Source organism: Bradyrhizobium sp. MI1.10 (genome assembly GCF_055811035.1).
Genome location: NZ_JBVVPN010000046.1, coordinates 16957 through 36175, shown reverse-complemented (window position 1 = coordinate 36175; position 19219 = coordinate 16957). Strand labels below are relative to the sequence as shown.

Below are 19219 nucleotides of genomic sequence, written 5' to 3'. Positions count from 1 at the left end.
AAGCAATCCAGACTCTCACCGCGGAGACACTCTGGATTGCTTCGTCGCTTCGCTCCTCGCAATGACGGGAGGATAGAGTCTTAGCCGAACCGGTACTTGTACCGGTCCACCGTCAGCGCGCTCACGTCAATGTCCGGCTTCTTGCCCGACAGCATGTCGGCGAGCACGCGGCCGGAGCCGCACGACATGGTCCAGCCGAGCGTGCCGTGGCCGGTGTTGAGGTGAAGGTTGGCGTATTGCGTCGGGCCGATCACGGGCGGGCCGTCGGGCGTCATCGGGCGCAGGCCGCTCCAGAACGTCGCCTTGGAGAGATCGCCGCCGCGCGGGAAAAGATCGGTCAGCGAGTGATCGAGGGTGGCGCGGCGCGCGTCGTAGAGCTGGCTCGAGAAGCCGGAGATTTCGGCGGTGCCGCCGACGCGGATGCGATTTCCCAAACGGGTGATGGCCACCTTGTAGCTCTCGTCCATCACGGTCGATTCCGGCGCGCCGGAAGCGTCCTTGATCGGCACCGTGATCGAATAGCCCTTCACCGGATAGACCGGCAGCGAAATATCGAGCGGCGCGACCAGCCGCGACGACCAGCTTCCGAGCGCGAGAACGTAAGCGTCTGCCTGCAACATTCCGGCGCTGGTCACGACGCCGCTGACGCGCGCGCCGTCGGTGACGATGCGGTCGATGCCGGTGTTGAACATAAAGCGCACGCCGAGCGCTTCGGCATGCTTGGCCAGGGCCTGCGTGAACATGTGACAATCGCCGGTCTCGTCCTGCGGCAGCCGAAGTCCGCCCGCGAACTTCTCCTTCACGCCCGCCAGCGCCGGCTCGGCCGCAATGCAGCCCTCACGGCTCAGCACCTCGAAGGGCACGCCGTACTGCTTGAGCACGGCGATGTCCTCACCGGTGCCGTCGAGCTGGGCCTGGTAGCGGAACAGCTGCAGCGTGCCCCGCGAGCGCTCGTCATATTGAATGCCGATGTCGCGGCGCAGGTCGCGCAGGCAATCGCGGCTGTATTCCGCGATCGGAATCATCCGGCTCTTGTTGATGGCGTAGCGTTCGCTGGTGCAATTGCGCAGCATCTTGAGCAGCCAGACCCACATCACGGGATCGAGCTTCGGCCGGATCACAAGGGGGCCGTGCTTCATCAGCAGCCATTTGACCGCCTTCACCGGTACGCCGGGGCCGGCCCAGGGCGAAGAATAGCCGGGCGACACTTCGCCGGCGTTGGCAAAGGAGGTCTCGAGCGCCGGTTCGGGCTGACGGTCGACAACCGTCACCTCATGGCCGGCACGCGCGAGGTAGTAGGCAGAGGTGACACCGATGACACCGCTGCCGAGGATCAGAACTTTCACGCTTGGTCAAACTCCCGCGGCATCACGCTCGCCGCTGCAAGAGGAACTCCGCAACGGCGAGAGCAATTATCAGGCCACCCGCTTGATGGCATCGCCGAGGATCGACACGATATCGTCGATGTGGCTCTTCTCGACGATGAGCGGAGGCGACAGCGCAAAGCTATCGCCGCTCATGCGGAAGTACAGCCCGCGATTGAAGCAATCGACCATGACGTCGTAGCCACGCACGCCGACGGTACCGTCACGGGGTGACAGCTCGACCGCGCCCATCAGGCCGCAATTGCGGATGTCGACGACGTTGGGCAGGCCCTTCAGCGAATGCAGCGCATCGCGCCAGTATTCGGAGATCGACGCACCGCGCGTCAGCAGGCCTTCGTCCTTGTAGATGTCGAGCGTCGCGATACCCGCGGCGCAGGCGACCGGATGCGCCGAATAGGTATAGCCGTGGAACAGCTCCATCGCGTTCTCCGGGCCGACCATCAGGCCGTCATGCACCTTGCGGCTCGCGAACACGGCGCCGCAGGGAATGGTGCCGTTGGTGATGCCCTTGGCCGTCGTCATCATATCAGGCGTGACGCCGAAGAAGTTGGCGGCGAACGGCGTGCCGAGGCGGCCGAAGCCGGTGATGACCTCGTCGAAGATCAGGAGGATGCCGTGCTTGTCGCAGATCTCGCGCAGGCGCTGGAGATAGCCCTTCGGCGGCGGCAACACCGCGGTCGAACCCGGCACCGGCTCGACGATGACGGCAGCGATGGTCTCGGCGCCGTGCAGGGCCACCAACCGCTCGAGATCATCGGCGAGCTCGGCGCCATGCTCGGGCTGATCCTTGGCAAAGGCGTTGCGGGTGAGATCGTGGGTGTGGCGGATGTGGTCGACGCCCGGCAGCAGGGTCGCGAAGGCGCGGCGGTTGGCGACCATGCCGCCGACCGAAGTGCCGCCGAAGCCGACGCCGTGATAGCCGCGCTCGCGGCCGATCAGGCGGGTGCGGCTCGCCTGGCCGTTGGCACGGTGATAGGCGAGCGCGATCTTCAGCGCGGTATCGACCGACTCGGAGCCGGAATTGGTGAAGAAGATGCGATCGAGGCCCTTCGGCGCGATCTCGGCCAGACGCTCGGCGAAGTCGAATGCCAGCGGATGGCCCATCTGGAACGACGGCGCGAAGTCCAGCGTCATCAGCTGGCGCTCGACGGCGGCGGCGATCTGCTTGCGGCCGTGGCCGGCATTGACGCACCAGAGGCCGGCGGAGGCGTCGATCACCTTGCGGCCGTCGACGGTGGTGTAGTGCATGCCCTCGGCCGAGGAGAACAGGCGCGGCGCCTTCTTGAACTGCCGGTTGGCCGTGAACGGCATCCAGAACGAATCGGTCTTGATGGTGTTCGGAATCTGATGAAGGGTCACGGGCCACGCTCCTTTGCTGACCTGCTACCAGAGGCACGGCTTGAAAAGCGCAACAAGTCCTTTTCTGACCGGCTGCAAGCCATTGATTTGACTAGGGCTGCCGGTCCATATTTGCGCGATCCGCAACACCTGCAACACGGGACAGGGACATGAGCGTCGATATCGGTGGACGGCTGCGATTCATCCGGGCGCGCCAGAAGCTGTCGCAGCGCGAACTCGCCAAACGCGCCGGCGTCACCAATTCGACGATCTCACTGATCGAATCCAACCAGATGAACCCGTCCGTGGGAGCGCTCAAGCGCATCCTCGACGGAATCCCGATGGGGCTCGCCGAGTTCTTCGCGCTGGAGCCGGAGAGCCGGCGCAAGATATTCTACCGCGGCGAAGAGCTGACCGAGGTCGGCAAGAAGCCGATCTCGTATCGGCAAATCGGCGACAATCTGTTCGGTCGCAGCCTGCAGATCCTGAAGGAGCGCTACGAGCCCGGCAGCGACACCGGGCGCGTTCACCTCGTCCATGACGGCGAGGAAGGCGGCATCGTGATCTCGGGCAAGCTCGAAGTCACCGTCGAGGACGAGCGCCGCATCCTCAATCCGGGCGATGCCTACTACTTCGAGAGCCGCCGCCCGCATCGCTTCCGCTGCGTCGGCGGCAAGCCGTGCGAGGTGATCTCGGCCTGCACACCGCCGACGTTTTGAAGTTGTCCGCAATCCTACGGAGCCACCGGTATCTTACGGAGCTTGAGCCATCTCAATTTCCGCAGCCTGATCCTCTATATGTTTCGAGCCATAGCCAAGCAGCCTCCGCTTTCCGGAGGCGCTTCGTAACAGGGCTCGCTATGAAGATCACGCTCGCAAATGCAGAGGCCGCACTCGATGAAGTGCAGCGCGACAGCGACAAGCTCCATTCGGAGGAGCTGCGCAAGACCATCGCGAATTACATCGAGGCGCAGCGAGAAGCGCTCAAGGCTCTACGCAAGAAGCTGCATTAGCACGCGGCGGAGCAAGACGGCCTCGCCGGCCGCTGCTAAAAGCCTACGTCAGCAACTCTTCAATCCGGATCGGGAAGCGGCGGACACGCACGCCCGTCGCATGCCAGATGGCGTTGGCGACTGCCCCTGCACTGCCGGTGATGCCGATCTCGCCGACACCCTTGATGCCAAGCGCGTTCACGTGCGGGTCTTGCTCATCGACCGTGATCACGTCGAGCGGCGGCACGTCGGCATTCACCGGGATATGGTACTCGCCGAGATTGGCGTTCATGATCCGGCCGGTGCGGCGGTCGGTGATGGCTTCCTCGTGCAACGCGAAGGACAGGCCCCAGATCATGCCACCGAACAGCTGGCTCTGCACCATGCGCGGATTGACGATCCGCCCCGCGGCGAAGGCGCCGACCATGCGGGTGACGCGGACCTGGCCGAGCTCGGGATCGACCTTCACCTCCGCGAACACCGCGCCATGGGCGTGCATCGCATACTCCTCCATGGCCGCCGGATTCGGCGCACCGGTGCCACGCGCCTCGATTTCGGCGACGCCGGCGCGCGCGAGAATCTCGGAATAGCTTTCGCCGCGGCTCTCGTCGTCGCGCCGGATCAACCGGCCATCGCGCGCGATCACGCCGGCATTGCCGGCGCCGAACAGCGGCGACTTCTCGTCGCTGGTGGCGAGATCGGCGAGTTTTGCAATCACGGCCGCGCCTGCGCTGTGGATCGCGGCACCCGCGGTTGCCGTGTGTGCCGAACCGCCGGCGATGCCGGCATCGGGCAGGTCGGATGAACCCGCCTTGAACTCGACGCGGTCGATATCAAGCCCGAGTTCGTCGGCCGCGATCTGCGCCAGCGCCGTCCAGGCGCCCTGCCCCATGTCATGCGCGCCGATCTCCATGGTACCGGAGCCATCGCGGCGGAGCACGGCACGCGCTTCGGCCTGGAACATCAATGCCGGGAAGGTCGCGGTGCCCATGCCCCAGCCGACCAGAAGGCCGGCATCGTCGCGCATCTGCCGCGGCTGGAGCGGTCGCTTCGCCCAGCCGAAGCGCGCCGCGCCCTGCTCGTAGCAGGCGCGCAGCGCCTTGGACGAGAACGGCTTGCCGGTGATGGGCTCGACCTCGGCATAGTTCTTCAGACGAAAGGCGAGCGGATCGATGCCGCAGGCCCAGGCCATCTCGTCGAGCGCGCGCTCCAGCGCGATCAAGCCGGTCGCCTCGCCGGGCGCGCGCATGAACAAAGGCGTACCCGTGTTGACACGCACGGCGTCGTGCGAGGTGCGGATCGCGGGCGCCGCATAGAGCGTGTGCGAGGCGTCGGCCGCGGGCTCGTAGAAATCGTCGAACGTGCTCGACACGGTCCTCGCATGGTGCTCGAGCGCGGTCAGGCGCCCCTCGCCATCGGTGCCGATGCGAAGCCGCTGCCGCGTCGGCGCGCGATGGCCGACCGGGCCGTACATCTGCTCACGGCGCAGCACCAGCTTGACTGGTTTGCCGACGAGCTTTGCCGCCATGATGCCGAGGACCGGAGGGCCGGCCATGAGCCCCTTCGAGCCGAAGCCGCCGCCGAGGAACGGGCTGCGGATATGGATCTTGTCGTGCGCGATGCCGAACAATTCGGCAACGCGCGCCAGCGACAGCATGAGGCCCTGGGTCGGCATGTCGATCTGCAGATTGTCGCCGTTCCAGGCAGCCACGATCGCATGCGGCTCCATCGCATTGTGATATTGCGGCGGCGTTTCGTAGACCGCGTCGATCCGCTTCTCGGCCGACGCAAGCTCCGCCTCGACATCGCCGCGGTGATTTTCCGTCGGGTTGCCGACGCCGACGACCGGCGGCACGAAGCTCTCACCCGCGTCGAGACCGATGAGCGCGGGCAGCGTCTCGTAGTGCGGCGCCAGCAGCGCCGCGCCTTCCGTCGCCGCCTCCAGCGTCTCGGCGATTACGACGGCGATCGGCTGGTTGGCGTAGCGGACCTCATTGCTCTGTAGCACCTCCATCCGGAATACGAATGGATTGGTCTTGATCTCGGGATCGATCGCGAGCTCAGGCTTGTGGTCTGGCGTCATGACATCGATGACGCCGGGGTGGCGCTTGGCAGCAGCGACATCGAGCGAGGTCACGCGACCGCGCGCGATGCTGGAAACGGCCATCACCGCAAACAGCATACCGGGTGGATGATTGTCGGCGGCGTAGGTCGCCTGGCCTTTGACCTTAAGCACGCCGTCGCGGCGGGTCAGCGGCTGGCCGATGTTCGAGCCGTGCCGCAGATGAGCGGGCGCGCTGGTGAGATTAAGCTCGGGCATGAATGGCTCCGGACATCGAGGCAAAGGGAGAGGCCGGCAGCGCGGGGATGCGCACGGGCGTACCGGCGGCGGCGAGGCTCAGCGCGCGCACGACGATGCGGCGCGCGAGCTCGATCTTGAAGGCGTTGTCGCCGGACGGTTTTGCGTCGGCGAGCGCGCGCGAGGCGGCTTCCTGGAAAGCGTCCACCGTGGGCGGGACGTTCCTGAGCATGTCCTCCGCGGCGCGGGCACGCCAGGGCTTTGCGGCGACACCGCCGAGCGCAAGCCGCGCCTCCGCGATCTTGCCGTTCTCGATCCGCAGCGCAGCGGCAGCCGAGACGACGGCAAACGCGTAGGACGTTCTATCGCGGACCTTGAGATAGCGCGCATGAGCCGCAAAGCCGCGCGCAGCGGGCGGCAGGCGCACCGCGACGATGAGATCACCCGGTTCGAGCGCCGATTCACGCTCGGGCATATCGCCGGGCAGGCGATGCAGGTCGTCGAGCGCGATCTCGCGCCGCCCGCTCCTGCCCTCGATCTCGACGATGGCGTCGAGCGCGACCAGCGGCACGCAGAAGTCGGATGGATGCGTGGCGATGCAGTTTTCGCTCCAGCCGAGCACGGCGTGGGTGCGGTTCTCGCCGTCACGCGCGTCGCAACCGCTGCCGACCTCGCGCTTGTTGCAGCGGCTGGCGGTGTCGTAAAAATACGCGCAACGCGTCCGTTGCAGCAGATTTCCGCCGACGGTCGCGGCGTTGCGCAGTTGCGCCGACGCGCCGGAGAGCAGCGCTTCGGCGACAGCCGGGTAGGCCTTGGCGAAGTCGGCGTCATGCGCAAGATCGGCGTTGCTCACCAACGCGCCGATACGCACACCACCGTCGGCAAGGCGCTCGATCTGATCGAGCCCGTCGAGATGCGTGACGTCGACCAGACGATCCGGACGGCTGACGCCGCCCTTCATCAGATCGAGCAGATTGGTGCCGGCGGCGAGATAGACCGCGCCCGGCTGCGCCGCGGCCGCGACGGCTTCGGCGACCGTGGCCGGCCTGACGTAATCAAATTGTTTCATGCGGAGCGCCTCTGATTGGATTCGTCCATCCCGGCCTGCGCGTCGAGCACGGCATCGACGATGCCGGCATAGGCGCCGCAGCGGCATAGATTGCCGCTCATGCATTCGCGGATGCGCTCGGGATCGTTGCCGGCCTGTGCCTCGCTCATCATGCCGATCGCGCTCATGATCTGGCCGGGCGTGCAGAAGCCGCACTGAAAGCCGTCATGGGCGATGAAGGCGGCCTGCACGGGGTGAAGCTGGTCGCCGCGCGCCACGCCCTCGATGGTGAGAATGTCGGCACCGTCATGGCTAATGGCCAGCGCGAGGCAGGAGTTGATCCGCTTGCCGTCGACGAGAATGGTGCAGGCGCCGCATTGACCGCGGTCGCATCCCTTCTTGGTTCCGGTCAGGTGGAGGCGCTCACGCAGGAGATCGAGCAACGTGACGCGCGCATCGTCGAGGACGAAGTCGCGCCGCGCACCGTTCACGGTGAGGCTGATGGAGTGGTTCATATAAGGCTCCGATCAGATATGGACATGAGTCGTCGCGCTGCGCGCCACCGCCGTGGCCGCCGTCGATTCCGCGCCGCCCGAATATCATCCGAGCCAACGTCTTCAGCGAAGATACGGAGGCAGCCTCCGCTTAACAAGGGCCGCCGAAAAATTTTGGAATTCGTCAAAAGCCCGTGCGCATCAACGCGATGCAGCCCCACAAGGGTTCAATCTAACCAATTCGTGATCTACAGTGCCGGCATGGACGACCACACCGATCAGATCCGCAAGCCGCGTGCCGATGCCGTGCGCAATCGCGAGCGCGTGCTCGAGGCGGCGAAAGCCGTGTTCAACGCGGGCGGGCCGGAGGCGAGCTTGGAGGCGGTGGCAAAACGCGCCGGCGTCGGCATCGGCACGCTCTATCGGCATTTCCCGACGCGCGAGGATTTGTTCGAGGCGGTGTACCGGCGCGAGGTCGAGCAGCTCAGCGAACTCGCCGAGCAGTTGAAGAATGCGAAGGACCCGGTGGATGCGCTGCGGCGCTGGCTGCGCTCAGGTGTCGAATTCGTTGCCACCAAAAAGGGCATGGTGGCAGCCTTGGCACTCGCGGTGCAGAGCGGGTCGGAGTTGCATGCCTTTTCCTTTGAGCGCCTGAGCAAGGCGATCGGCTCGCTGCTCGATCGGGCAGCCGCGGCCGGCGCGATGCGCGCGGACGTCAGCCCCGAGGACTTGCTGCGCGCGTTCTTCGGCATGTGCTACATGCACGACCAGCCCGGCTGGCAATCCTCGGTGCTGCGGATGCTCGACGTGTTCGTTGATGGTTTGCGGGTGCAGCCTGTCGTGAAAGCCAAGGCCCGCGTGGCCGCCAGGCCCGCGAAGCCGGCTGCAAAGCGGAAGCGATAGCCCGCGAGATGTGCTAGGATCGGCGCCGCCCGGGATTTCAACGCGGAGCCTGTCATGCGCATCGCCGCCTTGCTGGTCTTTCTCAGTGTCGCCTTCGGTCCGATCTCGGCGCGTGCCGACGATGTCGCGACGGCACAGGATATCATCCGCGCCCAGGAGCAGGCATTCGGCCGCGACGACGCGCGCGCGGCCTATTCCTACGCCGCACCGGCGATCCGGGAGATCTTCCCCGCGCCCGACATCTTCATGTCCATGGTGCAAAACGGCTACCCGCCGGTCTATCGGCACAAGAGCTTTGAATTCGGCGACAGCAAGAGCGAGGGCAGCCGCATTGCCCAGCACGTCCATATCATCGATGCCAATGGCGAGGCCTGGGAAGCGCTCTACACGCTCGAGCAGCAGGCAGACGGCAGCTACAAGATCACGGGTTGTTCGCTGCTGAAGGCGGGACAGGCAGTCTAGGTCGCAAAACCCGGACCGGTCCTGACTGCATTCATCCGCGAGCGGATCAGCAACGTCAGCACGATGCCGATATTGAGCGCGTTCCACGCCACGCCGTTGGCGAACGCCGCTGCATAGGAACCTGTCGCGTCGAAGATGACGCCCGAGACCCAGCCGCCGAACGACATGCCGAACACGGAGGCGAAGATCACGATGCCGACGCGGGTTGCGGCCTCGCTCGCCGGCATCGCCTCGCGCACGATGATGGCATAGCTCGGCACGATGCCGCCCTGGAACAGGCCGAACATCGCGGAGATCAAATAGAGCGAGGTCAGGCTGTCGAAGAACAGGTAGAATACGAGCGCAAAGCCTTGCGCCAGGGCGCCGATCAGAAGCGTCGGGATGCCGCCGATCTTGTCGGCGAGGTAGCCCGAGCCGATCCGACTGACGATGCCGCAGGCCATCATCAGCGACAACATCTCGGCGCCACGCGCCACGCCATATCCGAGATCGCCGCAATAAGCGACGATATGCACCTGCGGCATTGCCATGGCGACGCAGCAGGAGATGCTGGCGATCGAGAGCAGCACCGTCAGCGTATTGGTCGAGAGCTTGAGGTCGACCCGCGGCGGCGCTGCATTGGCATGATCGTGAACCTTGTCGTCGCCCATCTGCGCGCGCAGGACCAGCACCAGGATGGTCATCAGGCTGACGCAGACGAGGCCGATGCCGATGTGCGTGTAACGCCAGCCGATCGTCTGCATGCCCGTGCTCACGAGCGGCGGCCACATCGTGCCGGCGACATAATTACCGCTCGCGACGATGGTCACGGCCAGGCCGCGATAGCGCTCGAACCAGTGGGAGGCCTCCGCCATCAGCGGCGCGAAGGTCGCCGACGTGCCGAGTCCGATCAGGAAATACGCCGCCACGAACTGCCAGAGCTGGGTCGACAGACCCGCCAGCACGTTGGCGACGCCGAGGAAGGCAATGCTGATCGCCATCGCCGCCACGATGCCGAACCGGTCGGTGATCCTGCCGGCGATGACGCCGCCAAGCCCGAAGCCGAACATCATCAGCGTGAAAGCCAGCGACACCGCGCCGCGCGTCGCGGAGAATTCGGCCTGCACCGCGGGAATCATCACCACGATCGCCCACATGCCGACGCCGCCGATCGAACCGATCAGAAGCGCAATGACGAGGCGCATCCAGGCCTGACGCGAATCAGGAGTGAATGTTTCAGGTGTTTGTCCCGATTGATTTGGCGCGTGCACGGGCGGGACCATGGCCCGCGGATCGCCACAGGGTCAACCATTGTGGCGCGATATTGGGCATGCACGGTGCACTGCGGTAAGAAGGAGCTTGGCGAACGCGCGTTTTGTCATTATTTTGCAAATCAGCGCGTGCAACATCGCCGCGCGAAGGGCATGTCGGCGGAATGTTGCTGCGATTGACACGATCGATGCGGATCAGGGTGGGGCGTGTGATTGCCCTTGCCTATCTGTTCTGCGTGCTCGCGCCGGCCGCAAGCCTCGCCTGGGGTAGCGGTCCAGCACCGTGCCTCGACGACGCGCTCCTCGCCGATCTCGTGCCGGTGCATCACCAGATGCAGGCCGGCCACACGCATGACGGCGCCTCGCATGACCACGCCGGGCCGCATGCGCATCACCAGACCGCCGCGCAGGACGCGCCCGCCGTCCCTCATCATCACGACGGCAAGGGTACGCCGGGACCGTGCTGCGCGATGATGTGCGTGAGCGCGCTGCCGGCCGACCTGCCCAGCGTCGTAAAGCCGCTTCAGCCGGTTTCCGCCTGCTCGCCCGAGATCGTGGCCAGCCTGCACAGCGCGGCGCCGCCCCTGCACTACCGCCCTCCCATCGTCTGATCTGACGCGCGACGACGTCAGGCCGAGCGCGCACCCGCGCGCGCGAACCTGTGGTCTCCAGACAGATCAGGGATGACTCATGCTTACGCTTACCGGGGCGAAGTCCGCCGCTGCATCCGCGGCGCGGGGACGACACTTTCGATTCCATTGGCCGCTGCTGGCCGCGACGGCATTGGCGCTGTCCGGCTGCGTGCCGGCAACGACACAAGTCGCGGGCGCTGATCCTGCCGAACCCGCGACCAAGGTCGCGCGCGCCGGCTATCATTCGACGATTGCGCCCTACACCAGCCTGCGGCCCGCGACGCCGGCACCATGGCGCGACCGTAACGAGAGCGTCGCGCCGCAGCCCAAGCAAGACCGGTAGGAGCGCGTCATGACACACCGTCTCGCGCAAAGCCTGCTCGTTCTTGCCTCGCTCGGCCTGTCAGGCTGCGCCGCCTTCTCGCCCGACAGCGGCATGAATGCAGTCTCGGAGCTGACGAGCCAGACCCTCAAAAAGGATGTCGCCTTCGTGCGGACGGCCGAGGGAGCCGGCGCGGTCGACGCGCGCGTTCGCCAACTGCTGTCGCGAACACTCAACCCCGAGACCGCCGTGCAGATCGCCCTGCTCAACAACAAGGGGCTTCAGGCCGCCTATAACGAGCTGGCGCTGGCCGAGACCGATCTCGTCGAGCAGGGCCTGCCGCCCAATCCCGTGTTCTCGGTCTCGCGGATCTCGGGCAACGGCGCCAGCGAAATCGAGCGTCAGGTCGTCGGCGACATCCTCGCGCTCGCCACTCTGCCGTTTCGTTCGGAGATCGCCCGCGACCGTTTTCGTCAGGCGCAATTGCGCGCGGGTCTGGCGACGTTGCGGCTTGCCGCCGATGTCCGCCGCGTCTATTGGCGCGCCGTGGGCGGCAACGAGATGGTGGCGTTGCTGACGGATGCGAAGGCGACGGCGGAATCGACCGCACAGCTCGCGGTCAAGCTCGGCGAAACGGGCTCGATCAACAAGCTCGATCAGGCTCGTGAACAGGTGTTTTACGCCGAAACCACCGCCGACCTTGCCACCGCGCGACAGACGGCGACGAGCGCGCGCGAAAAGCTGGCGCGCCTGATGGGACTTTGGGACGGCGGCCTCGACTTCCGCCTGCCCAACCAGCTGCCGCCGCTGCCGCGCCGGCCGCAGGCTTTGCCGTCGATTGAAGCCGACGCGGTCGCCCATCGCATCGACCTTCAGATCGCGCGGCTCGAGCTGACCGCGCTGGCGAAGTCGCTGAACCTCACGGAGGCGACGCGCTTCGTGACGCTGCTCGATCTCGCCGGCATCTCTCGCCGCACCCGGGATCCGGAAGGCGCGCCGTTCCGCGAACGCGGCTTCGACGTGCAGTTCCAGATCCCGATCTTCGACGGCGGCGAGGTGCGGGTGCGGCAGGCGGCGGAGACTTACAATTTCGCCTTCAATCGGCTGACCGAGCGCGCCGTGAACGTACGCTCCGAGGCGCGCGATGCTTACCGGATCTATCGCTCGGGCTACGACATCGCCAGCCACTATCAGCGCGAGATCATCCCCTTGCGAAAGATCATCACCGAGGAGATGCAGCTCCGCTTCTCCAGCATGCAGGTCGATATCTTCGCGCTGCTCAACGAGGCGCGGCAGCGACTTGCGTCGCTGCGCGGTGCAATCGATGCGAAGCAAAGATTTTTCCTTGCCCAGTCCGACTTGCAGACCGCCGTCAATGGCGGCGGCGCGCCTGCTGACAGCGACAGCTCAACCACTATCGCCGCGGCAGCGCCTGCCGATGGCGGCCATTGACATGGAGGCCAACATGTTTTCCCGCCGAGGATTTCTGGGCAGCGCCGCGCTCGCCGGCGCATCCGTCGTCAGCGGCCGCGCGCAGGCCGCCTCGATTCCGGAAGCCCCGCACATGGACAAGGCGGTGATGCAAGCGCCGCTGCATCCCGCCGGTGGGCCGGACTATCGCCCGGTGGTCACGCTGAACGGCTGGTCGCTTCCGTTCCGGATGAACGGCGACTGGAAGGAATTCCATCTCGTTGCTGAGCCCGTGGTGCGCGAATTCGCCGAGGGCATGAAGGTGAATCTGTGGGGCTATAACGGCCAGTCGCCGGGACCGACGATCGAGGCCGTGGAGGGCGACAAGGTCCGCATCTTCGTGACCAACAGACTGCCCGAATACACCACCGTGCACTGGCACGGCATGATCATTCCCAGCGGCATGGACGGTGTCGGCGGGCTGACGCAGCCGCACATCCAGCCGGGAAAAACCTTCGTCTACGAGTTCGAGATGAAGAAGAGCGGGACCTTCATGTACCACCCGCATTCCGACGAGATGGTGCAGATGGCGATGGGCATGATGGGCATGGTCGTCGTGCATCCGCGCGACCCGAACTTTCGGGCCGTGGACCGCGACTTCGTCTTCGTCATGAGCACCTATCGCGTGGATCCCGGCACCTATCTGCCGCAGGTCAACGAGATGACCGACTTCAACATGTGGACCTGGAACGCGCGCGTGTTTCCCGGCATCGATCCGCTGCCGGTCAGACTCGGCGACAAGGTGCGCGTGCGCATCGGCAATCTCAGCATGACCAACCATCCGATCCATTTGCACGGCCACAGCTTTGCAGTGACCTGCACCGACGGCGGCTGGATTCCGGAGAGCGCGCAATATCCGGAGACAACCACGGACGTACCGGTCGGCGCTGTCAGGGTGTTCGACGTGCTCGCCGACAACCCCGGCGACTGGGCGTTCCACTGCCACAAGTCGCATCACACCATGAATGCGATGGGACACGACATGCGCAACATGATCGGGGTGTCGCGCAAGGATCTCGCCAGGGCCGTCGGTAAGCTCGCGCCTGACGGCATGGCGATGGGCTCGACCGGCATGGCGATGGGCAACATGGAGATGCCGGCGCCCGACAACACGCTGCCGATGATGACCGGCACCGGTCAGTTCGGCCCGATCGAGATGGGCGGCATGTTCACGGTGATGAAGATCCGCGAAGGCCTCGCGCGCGACGACTATCGCGATCCCGGCCCCTACCAATTCCCGCAAGGCACCGTCGCCTACGAGGTCACGCCGCCGGCCCCGGAGCCCGTGCGCCAACAACCAGGCGGGCCGCCGATGAAGAACATGAAGATGTGAGCGTTTCGATGAACCACCACCAACTGGAGATACCAATGAAGACGACGATCAAGCTCGGTCTGGCGCTGGCCGCGCTTTCCACCGCGCCGGCCTTTGCCCACGACCAGCACGGGCACGGCACCTTTTCGGCCGGCGAGCCCGGCGACCCCAAAAAGCCCGCGCGCACCATCGAGATCCTCCTGAACGAGATGGACTACGCGCCCGCCAGGATCGAGGTCAAACGTGGCGAGCAGATTCGCTTCGTGCTGCGCAACGTCGGCAAGGAGGACCATGAATTCCTGCTCGCCACCACCAAAGAGAATCTCGCGCATGCGGTGGAGATGAAGAAGCATCCGCACATGGAGCACGACGATCCCAACGGTGTCAGGCTCGCACCGAGCAAGACAGCCGAGATCCTCTGGAAGTTCAGCAAGACCGGCACGTTCGAATTTTCCTGCCTGATTCCCGACCACCGCGACTACGGCATGGTCGGCCACGTCACCGTGAAGTAACGCAAGGAGCTCCCATGAACCGCATCATCCGTATCGCCGCAGGGCTGTCGCTGGCCGTCGGCCTTGCCACAGGTGCCCTGGCAGCCCAGGGCGCCGCGATCAGCGGCGAGGTCAAGAAGATCGACGAGGGCGCCGGCAAGATTACGCTCAAGCACGGGCCCGCGAAAAACCTCGGCATGGATGAACCCATGACCATGGTCTACCGCGTCAAGGACCCGGCCGTGCTCAAACAGGTGAAGGTCGGCGACAAGGTGACTTTCGAAGCCGAGGAGGCGGCTTCGGGGTACATGGTGACCCGGATGGAGAAGGCGAAGTAGGCTGCCTCCACAATGGTCATTCCGGGGCGCGCCTCTTGGCGCGAGCTATGATGCGCAATTGCGCATCTGAGAATCCATTTCCCCACGACGCCTGCGGCACGATGGATTCCGGGCTCCCGCTTCGCGCGCCCCGGAATGACGGCGTTAGAGCCCGAAATACCCCGGTCAGCCCCCATGCCGCACCCGACATTAACCCTTTGCTAACCATACACCCGGCAAGAATTGCCCAGTGGAGTCGAGTGTCGTCAGCCGCGTAGAACGGGGGGTGCCCTGTGGACGCCAGTGCGGTGCCTCACTTTCGGAACGGCGGCCCTTCGGCCGTCGGGCAGACGTTTGGGGCGCGCGGACGGCAGTCGCGCGAAGGGGCAGCTACTATGGTCGACGTCACCGCGGGACAGGGCGTAGGCGGCACAAACGCCGGTTTCCCCACCCTTGCCGAGATCGGCAACATCCTCAAACGCGGCGATATCGCGCTGGCGCTCGGCGTCCTCACCATCCTGGTGGTGCTGATCCTTCCGCTGCCCGCGATCGTGCTGGACCTGTTCCTGGCGATTTCAATCACGCTCTCGATCCTGATCCTGATGACGTCGCTGTTCATCCAGGCACCGCTGGAATTCTCCGCTTTCCCGACCGTCCTGCTGATCTCGACCATGCTGCGGCTGTCGCTCAACATGGCCTCGACCCGCCTGATCCTGTCGCACGGGCACGAGGGCACGGATGCCGCCGGTCACGTCATCGAGGCCTTCGGCAGCTTCGTGATGGGCGGCAATTTCGTCATCGGCATCATCGTCTTCGCCATCCTGATCATCGTCAACTTCGTCGTCATCACCAAGGGTTCGGGCCGCATCGCCGAAGTCGCCGCCCGCTTCCACCTCGACGCCATGCCCGGCAAGCAGATGGCGATCGACGCCGACCTCTCCGCCGGACTGATCGACGAGGCGGTCGCCAAGCAGCGGCGCAAGGATCTGGAGGACGAGAGCGGCTTCTTCGGCGCCATGGACGGTGCCTCCAAATTCGTCCGCGGCGACGCCATTGCCGGCCTTCTGATCGTCTTCATCAACGTCGTCGGCGGCATGATCATCGGCGTGGCGCAGCAGGGCCTGTCCTTCGCCGACGCCGGCCGCAGCTACACGCTGCTGACCGTCGGTGACGGCCTCGTCACTCAGGTGCCGGCGCTGATCGTTTCGACCGCGGCCGGCCTGCTGGTCTCCAAGGCCGGCGTGTCCGGCGCCGCCGACAAGGCGCTGATGAAGCAGTTCTCCGGATATCCGCAGGCGCTCGCGATGTCCGCGGCGGTCATGCTGGTGCTGGCGGCCCTGCCGGGCATCCCGACCATCCCCTTCCTGGCGCTCGGTTCCGGTGCCGGCGCGCTCGCCTGGCACGCCCGCAACCGCAATCGGGCGACTGCCAGGGCTGCCGAAGTTGCAAAGACCGCACCTGCGCCGGGAACGCCGGGCGCAGCCGGCTCCGCTGCGGCGGAGGAGCCGATCTCCGCGGCGCTGAAGATCGACGACCTCAAGATCGAGCTCGGCTATGCCCTGCTGCCGCTGGTCAACGGCCCCGACGGCACCGACCGCCTCACCGAGCAGATCAAGGCGCTGCGCCGCTCGCTCGCGATCGAGATGGGTTTTGTGATGCCGGCCGTGCGCATCCTCGACAACGTCCAGCTCGAAGCCAACACCTACATCATCAAGATCAAGGAGGTCGACGCCGGCACCGGCAAGATCTGGCCGAACCAGTTCATGGTCATGGACCCCGGCGGCAGCCAGGTGCAGGTGCCCGGCATCCACACCACCGAGCCGACCTTCGGCCTGCCCGCGACCTGGGTTGATGCCAGCCTCAAGGAGGAAGCCTCGCTCAAGGGCTACACCGTCGTCGATGCCGCGACCGTGCTCTCGACCCACCTCACCGAGCTGCTCAAGGCCAACATGTCGGACCTGCTCTCCTATGGCGAGGTGCAGAAGCTGCTCAAGGAGCTGCCGAAGGAGCAGGGGGAGCTGGTCAAGGACATCGTGCCCGGACAGGTCACCGTCTCCGGCATCCAGCGCGTGCTGCAGCTGCTGCTCGCCGAGCGCATCTCGATCCGCGACCTCTCGACCATTCTGGAAGGCATCGCGGACTCGCTCGCCTTCTCGCGCAATCCGGCCACCATGGTGGAGCACGTCCGCGCCCGCCTGGCGCGGCAGATCTGTGCGCAGAACACCTCCTACAGCGGTTATCTGCCGCTGATCGCGCTCTCGGCGCGGTGGGAACAAGCCTTTGCCGAATCCATTATCGGCCAGGGCGAGGAGCGCAGCCTCGCGATGCAGCCCTCGAAGCTGTCGGAGTTCATGACCGGCGTGCGCGAGGCCTTCGAGCGCGCCGCGCGTGAAGGCGAGGCCCCGGTGCTGGTCACCTCTGCGGCAATTCGTCCCTTCGTGCGTTCCCTGGTCGAGCGGTTCCGGGCGCAGACGACCGTGCTGTCGCAAGCTGAAATCCACCCCAGGGCGAGATTGAAAACGGTCGGAAGCATCTGATTTGCCTTAAGAAGCCGTGTGTTTTTCGGCCACAGGCAAATGGTTTTTCAGTTTCTGGCGCTTTGCCGATCAATGGCCGGCAAGGCGCCCGGCAGACACATTACAGCTTTGAAATAATTGCCAAATTGCACGATCAAGGATCGTTTTTGATCGCGGCTTCTCACGTCCTGTCACGCTCTTGTGATCGCCTCTTGGGAACGAATCCCCCCAATACTAGGTTGTTGGGCACCGGAAGCATGAACCTGCCCAAACACGCAGGCGACTACTTCGGGTAGATGGCGGCAGGAGCCTTCCATGAACCACTCGATTTACAGCGCAGATCGCTCGACCCACCTCAAGATCGTGGTTGTCGCACTCGTTGCCGGCATCGCGGTGGCGGGCCTCGGGATCACCGCGCGTACGAGTTCAGACGAAGGCCTGACCCAGACCGCTCGCGTCATGAAGGCGGGCAAGCCGATCGCCATCACCAGCTCGAACGTTTCCCTCGTTCGCTAAGGAGATTTGAGTTTCAGGAATTCACGCGGCTCTTTATCAGCCCCCCAAAGTCGCCACGTGGATATGTAGACGACCCCAACCCCAAGTCGACTACAGAAAGCGCCCGCCCCCCACGGGCGCTTTCTCATGTCTGGGGTATGTCGTCATCGTGAGCGCACGCGCGTCCAGCTCCGTCATTGCGAGGAGCTCTTGCGACGAAACAATCCAGAATCCCTCCGCAGAGACAGGCTGGATTGCTTCGCTGCGCTCGCAATGACGGAATCTGTGGGTGGCAGCGTCGCTCTTTAAATTCGCATCTCACTCGCAGACACACCTTCGCCATCTCGCGGCTTGTTCGCCCGAGCTTTGCTTCGTCGCCTCACCCCCGAATGAAAGAGGGCGCAGGGAAGACCGGGTGCCGGCTGGCACCCGCGGTCCACTGTGCGAGATTGTCGTAAGAACATTGCACAGCGGCATACAGGTGAAGCCTGAACATCCGGCCTTCCCTGCGCAGTGGCTTTACGGCTTATGTCGCGCTCTCCCCGGGGAGCGATGCACTATTGCCCCCGTCGCCTTGCGGATGGCTGATGCACGCGCCCCGGTTGGGCCGCGACATCACCGCAACGCTTGGCGCACAGACCCCGGGCGCCAGGACCACACGATTTCGCCGTACGCCGATCACACCGGTCGTGTGCGCGGCGGCTTCGCTCACGGTTGCCCGCCCTGCGAAACCCTTCGCGCCGATGTGGCCCACGTCCACCGCCGTCCGGCCCGCGTTCGTGACGATCGCGATACGCCCCTCTTCCTTGGGCCGGAGTAAGGCGAAATATACGCAATTCCGAAATTCGGTAAAGTGGAATATTTTGAGCCACGCGGGTTGACCGGCAGCTTGGGTGTTTTGCCCGACGGGCAACGCGATATCTTGTAGCCCGGATGAGCGAAGCGACATCCGGGATTCCTACCACGAGCTGTCCCGGGTATCGCTTCGCTCACCCGGGCTACGAGACCTACCGGACTGCACGCGAGTCGCGACTAGTCCTCGCTGGACGTCGCCAAGCGATTGCGCAGATGGGCCTGCGACAACAGGAAGAACAATGCGCGCTCGCCATGATATTTGGCGGACGGCCGGGTGCGCTCGAAGCCATCGGCAAATTTCTTGCCGGATTGGTCGCACACCTGCCACCGCCAGCCGAACCGCTTACGCCTGGTGAGGATCACTTCGAACATGCCGACGAGCTTGGCCCCTGCTCCTTGCCGGTCTCGCAGACGCACGAGCCTGCTCCGGCCTCCCCCGTTGGAGTGATGTCCGACATATAACGCGGCAGGATGGAAAGCGAATAAAATTGATTATCGGAAATAGGTATCTTGCACCGGCTGTGAGCAAGTCGCGGCGACGCTGGAATAAGCCGGCGGTGCCGGTGTTGATCGGTCCTGCTTGGTAGCGCTGACAAAGCTACTCAAATCGCAACACCAAACGGAGCAGCGGAGAGCATC

General features: G+C 65.0%; 20 protein-coding genes. 12 read left to right on the top strand and 8 right to left on the bottom strand.

All coding sequences use genetic code 11. The annotated features are described in order from the left end of the window. Positions 1-80: 80 nt before the first annotated feature. Both AC0L3K_RS33350 and aptA read right to left on the bottom strand, forming a co-directional pair. A complete protein-coding gene (locus AC0L3K_RS33350) occupies positions 81-1346 on the bottom strand; it encodes a D-amino acid dehydrogenase (RefSeq protein ID WP_473367609.1) in 1266 nt (421 codons plus the stop codon). A gap of 69 nt (positions 1347-1415) precedes the next feature. Beyond that, positions 1416-2744 (bottom strand): omega-aminotransferase AptA, encoded by a 1329-nt coding sequence (gene aptA, locus AC0L3K_RS33345; RefSeq protein WP_007600575.1) that lies wholly within the window; start codon positions 2742-2744, stop codon positions 1416-1418. Positions 2745-2893: 149 nt separating this feature from the next. On the opposite strand from aptA, the gene AC0L3K_RS33340 reads away from it, so the two are divergent. Together AC0L3K_RS33340 and AC0L3K_RS33335 are read left to right on the top strand one after the other, a co-directional pair. Next, positions 2894-3442: a cupin domain-containing protein gene (locus tag AC0L3K_RS33340; protein ID WP_007600574.1), complete on the top strand. Its 549-nt coding sequence runs from the start codon at positions 2894-2896 to the stop codon at positions 3440-3442. Positions 3443-3582: 140 nt separating this feature from the next. Then, positions 3583-3735 carry a hypothetical protein gene (locus tag AC0L3K_RS33335; RefSeq protein WP_007600573.1) on the top strand — a complete coding sequence of 51 codons (153 nt, stop codon included), beginning with the start codon at positions 3583-3585 and terminating at the stop codon, positions 3733-3735. A 43-nt stretch (positions 3736-3778) separates the two neighbouring features. On the opposite strand, the gene AC0L3K_RS33330 is transcribed toward AC0L3K_RS33335, so the two are convergent. The 3 genes from AC0L3K_RS33330 to AC0L3K_RS33320 are packed head-to-tail and all read right to left on the bottom strand — an operon-like array spanning position 3779 to position 7576. Next, on the bottom strand, positions 3779-6034 hold the full coding sequence (locus AC0L3K_RS33330; RefSeq protein ID WP_473367608.1) for a xanthine dehydrogenase family protein molybdopterin-binding subunit: 2256 nt from the start codon (positions 6032-6034) through the stop codon (positions 3779-3781). After that, positions 6021-7082: an FAD binding domain-containing protein gene (locus AC0L3K_RS33325; protein ID WP_473367607.1), complete on the bottom strand. Its 1062-nt coding sequence runs from the start codon at positions 7080-7082 to the stop codon at positions 6021-6023. Before AC0L3K_RS33325 ends, AC0L3K_RS33330 begins: the two co-directional genes overlap by 14 nt. Continuing rightward, positions 7079-7576 (bottom strand): (2Fe-2S)-binding protein, encoded by a 498-nt coding sequence (locus tag AC0L3K_RS33320; protein WP_007600564.1) that lies wholly within the window; start codon positions 7574-7576, stop codon positions 7079-7081. Before AC0L3K_RS33320 ends, AC0L3K_RS33325 begins: the two co-directional genes overlap by 4 nt. 240 nt (positions 7577-7816) lie before the next feature. Here AC0L3K_RS33320 and AC0L3K_RS33315 point away from each other — a divergent pair, with 240 nt between their 5' ends. Both AC0L3K_RS33315 and AC0L3K_RS33310 read left to right on the top strand, forming a co-directional pair. Further along, positions 7817-8458 carry a TetR/AcrR family transcriptional regulator gene (locus tag AC0L3K_RS33315; RefSeq protein WP_219685346.1) on the top strand — a complete coding sequence of 214 codons (642 nt, stop codon included), beginning with the start codon at positions 7817-7819 and terminating at the stop codon, positions 8456-8458. A 54-nt stretch (positions 8459-8512) separates the two neighbouring features. Next, positions 8513-8920, top strand: a complete 408-nt coding sequence (locus tag AC0L3K_RS33310; RefSeq protein ID WP_007600562.1) for a DUF4864 domain-containing protein — start codon at positions 8513-8515, stop codon at positions 8918-8920. On the opposite strand, the gene AC0L3K_RS33305 is transcribed toward AC0L3K_RS33310, so the two are convergent. Then, on the bottom strand, positions 8917-10182 hold the full coding sequence (locus AC0L3K_RS33305; RefSeq protein ID WP_007600561.1) for an MFS transporter: 1266 nt from the start codon (positions 10180-10182) through the stop codon (positions 8917-8919). The two genes, AC0L3K_RS33310 and AC0L3K_RS33305, sit on opposite strands and share 4 nt — an antisense overlap. 152 nt (positions 10183-10334) lie before the next feature. On the opposite strand from AC0L3K_RS33305, the gene AC0L3K_RS33300 reads away from it, so the two are divergent. The 8 genes from AC0L3K_RS33300 (at position 10335) to AC0L3K_RS33265 (ending at position 17746) form a co-directional block, all read left to right on the top strand. Further along, positions 10335-10781 (top strand): hypothetical protein, encoded by a 447-nt coding sequence (locus AC0L3K_RS33300; protein WP_354128861.1) that lies wholly within the window; start codon positions 10335-10337, stop codon positions 10779-10781. Between the two features lie 79 nt (positions 10782-10860). Beyond that, positions 10861-11145 (top strand): hypothetical protein, encoded by a 285-nt coding sequence (locus AC0L3K_RS33295; RefSeq protein ID WP_473367606.1) that lies wholly within the window; start codon positions 10861-10863, stop codon positions 11143-11145. Positions 11146-11154: 9 nt separating this feature from the next. After that, a complete protein-coding gene (locus tag AC0L3K_RS33290) occupies positions 11155-12576 on the top strand; it encodes a TolC family protein (protein ID WP_473367605.1) in 1422 nt (473 codons plus the stop codon). A 13-nt stretch (positions 12577-12589) separates the two neighbouring features. Next, positions 12590-13927 (top strand): copper oxidase, encoded by a 1338-nt coding sequence (locus tag AC0L3K_RS33285; protein ID WP_007600558.1) that lies wholly within the window; start codon positions 12590-12592, stop codon positions 13925-13927. 35 nt (positions 13928-13962) lie between these two features. After that, positions 13963-14418 (top strand): cupredoxin domain-containing protein, encoded by a 456-nt coding sequence (locus AC0L3K_RS33280; protein WP_473367604.1) that lies wholly within the window; start codon positions 13963-13965, stop codon positions 14416-14418. A gap of 14 nt (positions 14419-14432) precedes the next feature. Beyond that, a complete protein-coding gene (locus AC0L3K_RS33275; RefSeq protein WP_473367603.1) occupies positions 14433-14735 on the top strand; it encodes a copper-binding protein in 303 nt (100 codons plus the stop codon). Positions 14736-15109: 374 nt separating this feature from the next. Continuing rightward, positions 15110-17251 carry a flagellar biosynthesis protein FlhA gene (flhA, locus tag AC0L3K_RS33270; RefSeq protein ID WP_219685354.1) on the top strand — a complete coding sequence of 714 codons (2142 nt, stop codon included), beginning with the start codon at positions 15110-15112 and terminating at the stop codon, positions 17249-17251. Positions 17252-17545: 294 nt separating this feature from the next. Then, complete coding sequence (locus AC0L3K_RS33265) at positions 17546-17746, top strand: hypothetical protein (RefSeq protein WP_007600553.1); 201 nt, start codon at positions 17546-17548, stop codon at positions 17744-17746. A gap of 505 nt (positions 17747-18251) precedes the next feature. Here AC0L3K_RS33265 and AC0L3K_RS33260 read toward each other — a convergent pair. After that, positions 18252-18674 (bottom strand): hypothetical protein, encoded by a 423-nt coding sequence (locus AC0L3K_RS33260; protein WP_473367602.1) that lies wholly within the window; start codon positions 18672-18674, stop codon positions 18252-18254. A gap of 83 nt (positions 18675-18757) precedes the next feature. Continuing rightward, positions 18758-18997 (bottom strand): hypothetical protein, encoded by a 240-nt coding sequence (locus AC0L3K_RS33255; protein WP_007602597.1) that lies wholly within the window; start codon positions 18995-18997, stop codon positions 18758-18760. Between the last annotated feature and the right edge of the window lie 222 nt (positions 18998-19219).

Excerpts from the sequence above, each read along its gene's own strand:
- AC0L3K_RS33315 (WP_219685346.1), top strand. The coding sequence starts at position 7,817 with ATGGACGACCACACCGATCAGATCCGCAAGCCGCGTGCCGATGCCGTG.
- AC0L3K_RS33290 (WP_473367605.1), top strand. The coding sequence starts at position 11,155 with ATGACACACCGTCTCGCGCAAAGCCTGCTCGTTCTTGCCTCGCTCGGC.
- AC0L3K_RS33295 (WP_473367606.1), top strand. The coding sequence starts at position 10,861 with ATGCTTACGCTTACCGGGGCGAAGTCCGCCGCTGCATCCGCGGCGCGG.
- AC0L3K_RS33340 (WP_007600574.1), top strand. The coding sequence starts at position 2,894 with ATGAGCGTCGATATCGGTGGACGGCTGCGATTCATCCGGGCGCGCCAG.
- AC0L3K_RS33305 (WP_007600561.1), bottom strand. The coding sequence starts at position 10,182 with ATGGTCCCGCCCGTGCACGCGCCAAATCAATCGGGACAAACACCTGAA.
- AC0L3K_RS33310 (WP_007600562.1), top strand. The coding sequence starts at position 8,513 with ATGCGCATCGCCGCCTTGCTGGTCTTTCTCAGTGTCGCCTTCGGTCCG.
- AC0L3K_RS33320 (WP_007600564.1), bottom strand. The coding sequence starts at position 7,576 with ATGAACCACTCCATCAGCCTCACCGTGAACGGTGCGCGGCGCGACTTC.
- AC0L3K_RS33275 (WP_473367603.1), top strand. The coding sequence starts at position 14,433 with ATGAACCGCATCATCCGTATCGCCGCAGGGCTGTCGCTGGCCGTCGGC.
- AC0L3K_RS33300 (WP_354128861.1), top strand. The coding sequence starts at position 10,335 with ATGTTGCTGCGATTGACACGATCGATGCGGATCAGGGTGGGGCGTGTG.
- AC0L3K_RS33280 (WP_473367604.1), top strand. The coding sequence starts at position 13,963 with ATGAAGACGACGATCAAGCTCGGTCTGGCGCTGGCCGCGCTTTCCACC.
- AC0L3K_RS33335 (WP_007600573.1), top strand. The coding sequence starts at position 3,583 with ATGAAGATCACGCTCGCAAATGCAGAGGCCGCACTCGATGAAGTGCAG.
- AC0L3K_RS33265 (WP_007600553.1), top strand. The coding sequence starts at position 17,546 with ATGAACCACTCGATTTACAGCGCAGATCGCTCGACCCACCTCAAGATC.
- flhA (WP_219685354.1), top strand. The coding sequence starts at position 15,110 with ATGGTCGACGTCACCGCGGGACAGGGCGTAGGCGGCACAAACGCCGGT.
- AC0L3K_RS33330 (WP_473367608.1), bottom strand. The coding sequence starts at position 6,034 with ATGCCCGAGCTTAATCTCACCAGCGCGCCCGCTCATCTGCGGCACGGC.
- AC0L3K_RS33285 (WP_007600558.1), top strand. The coding sequence starts at position 12,590 with ATGTTTTCCCGCCGAGGATTTCTGGGCAGCGCCGCGCTCGCCGGCGCA.
- AC0L3K_RS33260 (WP_473367602.1), bottom strand. The coding sequence starts at position 18,674 with ATGTCGCTTCGCTCATCCGGGCTACAAGATATCGCGTTGCCCGTCGGG.
- AC0L3K_RS33325 (WP_473367607.1), bottom strand. The coding sequence starts at position 7,082 with ATGAAACAATTTGATTACGTCAGGCCGGCCACGGTCGCCGAAGCCGTC.